Genomic DNA, 3,163 nt, shown 5'->3' with positions numbered 1-3,163 from the left:
CTTTATCTACAAATATATATATAAAAAAATCCCCAAACCTATTGGATTTTTGTGAAAAGTTTTGTATAATAAGATTACATGGAGGAAATGCCATGGGGCAGGTTTACCTGTTCGGCCTCATTGATGATTATTTCCCTGATTATCAATTCGGCTGCGGATTTGTCATACTCCTCAATGACAGTCATGCACAGAAAAGGCGGTGGATACCGCTTTTTTTGTTGAATTTTTCCGGTGTTTCTGTTCGTGGTATAATGAAAGGAAACTGTCCGTTTCGGACGGATTTTTCATGAGAGGGGTTTGGATATGGAAAGACAGCATCGCCGCTATGAGTGGAAAGATGGTAAGGTCCTGGAGCTGGGGGAGAAGTCCCTGGTTATGGGGATCCTGAATGTGACGCCCGATTCTTTCTCTGACGGGGGAAGATGGAATTCAGACACTATGGCTGTTTCTCATACCACGGATATGATCAGGGACGGAGCCGATATCATCGACGTAGGCGCCGAGTCTACCCGCCCGGGGTCCCAGGCGCTGACGGCGGAGGAGGAGACGGAGCGTCTCATGCAGTTCCTGCCGGATGTGCTGAAGCTGAGCATGGTGCCTGTATCGGTGGATTCCTATCATTACCAGACCATGGAAAAGGCCCTGCAGGCAGGGGCCCACATGGTGAATGATATCTGGGGTTTCCAGTACGATGACGGCAGTATGGCGAAAGTGGCTGCCGCCTTTGATGTGCCGGTGATTCTCATGCATAACCAGAAAACGGAAGAATACAGCGAAGACATCATTGAGGATTTGAAGCATTTCTTCGATAAGTCCATTGAAATTGCCCTGTCTGCCGGCGTGAAGACAGACAAAATTATTCTGGATCCGGGCATCGGCTTTGCCAAGAAGGCGAAGGAGAATATGGAAATCCTCACCCGTCTGGACGAGCTGACGCTGGTTTTTCCCTGCCCCTGGCTTCTGGGAGTCAGCAGGAAACGGTTTATCGGCACCATTCTGGGTACCGATGCATCGGAGCGGGATGAAGGAACGGCAGCGGTCAATCTCTGGGGCGCCCTGAAGGGCTGCACCATTTTCCGGGTGCACGATGTGAAGACCACTGCCCGGGAGCTGAAAATGTGGGATGCGCTGCGCCTGTTTCCAAAGGAAGGAATGTGATACCATGGACCATATTAATTTGAAGGGAATGGCCTTTTTCGGCTACCATGGAGATGAACCGGAGGAAACAAAGCTGGGCCAGCGGTTCTATATTGATGTGGAAATGGATCTGGATCTGTCCAGGGTGGGTGAAACCGATGCCCTGGAGGATTCGGTGAACTACGTAGCCGTGTATGATCTGGTGAAGAAGAGGGCGGAAGGAGGCCCCTACAGGCTGCTGGAAAGGCTGGCCGCCGTGATTAACGGAGATATTATGGAGGCCTTTCCCATGATCCGGAAGGTGACCACCACGGTGCACAAGCCCGGTTCTCCTATTCCGGGCATTCTGGACGACGTATCGGTGACTCTGAGTAAAGAAAGGAAATGATGGCAGCAGGAAAGAGGAATTTCTTCTTTCCGCAATATCATGGATACATATATTATGGCGCTGGGCTCCAACCTGGGCGATTCTGCAGGCACCCTGCGGAAGGCCCTGGCAAGGCTGTCGGAAGACAGGAGGTTTCATCTGGAAAAGGTGTCCTCCCTCTATCGGACAAGGCCCTGGGGAAAGACAGACCAGCCTGATTTCATCAATGCAGCGGCTCTGGCGGGCTGGGAAGGCACGCCGGAGGAGCTGATGGCCTTTTTCCTTCAGGTGGAAAAGGAATTCGGAAGGAAACGGGAGGTCCACTGGGGCCCCCGCACGCTGGATCTGGATCTCATATACAGCAAGCAGGTAGAAAGTGATACGGAGTTTCTCCGTCTGCCGCATCCCTATTTCTGGGAGCGGCCTTTTGTGCTGGTTCCTCTGGAGGAAATCCTGCCGGATTTCACCTATAAAAAGGAAACCATCCATGAGCGGATTCTGGCGCTGGATGGGTATAGTGAGATAGTCAAAATGGGAAAGGAAAGTGGAAATGAGTGCAGATGCAAAGGGGAAGAATGAGCCTTCCCTGTCTTCGGTGAAGGAAGCATTGCGGAAATCTTCGGCGAATGCTTTTCCGCTGGATGACACCATGGGTCCGAGACTGACGGACCTGATGAAGGGAAAGCCTGTGGCCGCCCATTGGGAGGACAGAAGCGTCCAGGATATGGTGACCGGCATTTCCGGTTCCCAGAAGGCCCTGGCTGCGGCGGCGCTCCTTCGCACCTATGAACAGGCCATTATTATCGTTCCCGACCAGAAGGATATTTTCCGCTGGGAAGAGGATCTGGCCTTCTTTGCACCGGACTGGGAAATCCATCCTTTCCCCCTGGTGGAGGAAGCGGGTTTCCAGGTAACCTTTGCAGGCACGGAACGGCTGAGAGACCGCATGCAGTCCCTGCGTCTTCTCATGGGAAAGGGGAAAACGGTGATTCTTGCCTCTTCCGTGGAAGCGGCCCAGAAAATCGTAAGCCCCCTGAAGCTTTCGGACCATGCCCTTACTTTTTCCATGGGGCAGGAAGTGGAAAGAGAGGAGCTTCTGGAAAAGCTGGTATCCGCTGGCTATGAACGGGTGGGCCAGGTGGAGCGCTGCGGCCATTTTGCCGTGCGCGGCGATATTGTGGATATTTTCCCGGTCAGTGAAGATCATCCGGTGCGCATGGAATTTTTCGGCGATGAAATTGACAGCATCCGCTCCTTTGATGAAGACACCCAGCGGTCCATGGAAAATTTCGACCGGGTTATGATTCTGCCCATGTCGGTGGATGAGGAAAAATCGTCCCTCCTCTTTGATTACCTGGACCACGGCCTCATTATCTACGATGAACCGCAGCGCTGCGAGGAAAACCTGAAGCGCTATTTCAAGGAAGAAAAGGAAAACAGGACCCGGGCCGTTTCCTTTGCGGATATGGTGAAAAAGGGAAGGAAAAAGGAAAACAAGGAAGTCATCTTTTCTCTTCTGAACCGTTCCCTTTCTGCTTTTTCGCCGCTCTCCCAGGGCTGGCAGGGCCAGACCATGACCAACTACCAGCGGCAGATTCCTATTTTCATCGAAGACCTGAAGGGCATTCTGAAAAAGGACTGGAAGGTCCTTTTTGCCGT

The 3,163-nt window shown here is 52.3% G+C and carries 4 protein-coding genes and 1 pseudogene; all 5 read left to right on the top strand.

Annotated elements, in window-relative coordinates:
• Window positions 1-290: hypothetical protein (locus tag ACI4N7_RS01365; RefSeq protein ID WP_439731575.1), on the top strand; the 290-nt coding region annotated here is incomplete at its 5' end.
• Window positions 291-303: 13 nt separating this feature from the next.
• Window positions 304-1,158, top strand: a complete 855-nt coding sequence (gene folP / locus ACI4N7_RS01360; protein WP_439731574.1) for a dihydropteroate synthase — start codon at window positions 304-306, stop codon at window positions 1,156-1,158.
• Between the two features lie 4 nt (window positions 1,159-1,162).
• A complete protein-coding gene (folB, locus tag ACI4N7_RS01355) occupies window positions 1,163-1,525 on the top strand; it encodes a dihydroneopterin aldolase (RefSeq protein ID WP_439731573.1) in 363 nt (120 codons plus the stop codon).
• 39 nt (window positions 1,526-1,564) lie between these two features.
• A complete protein-coding gene (folK, locus tag ACI4N7_RS01350) occupies window positions 1,565-2,083 on the top strand; it encodes a 2-amino-4-hydroxy-6-hydroxymethyldihydropteridine diphosphokinase (protein ID WP_439731572.1) in 519 nt (172 codons plus the stop codon).
• A pseudogene (locus ACI4N7_RS01345) lies at window positions 2,055-3,163 on the top strand (transcription-repair coupling factor); the annotation flags it as partial. The gene folK and the pseudogene ACI4N7_RS01345, both read left to right, overlap by 29 nt.

This window comes from Dialister sp. (genome assembly GCF_051885895.1).
In the GTDB taxonomy this organism is placed as follows: domain Bacteria; phylum Bacillota; class Negativicutes; order Veillonellales; family Dialisteraceae; genus Dialister.
This window is presented reverse-complemented; position numbering and strand designations above follow the sequence as displayed.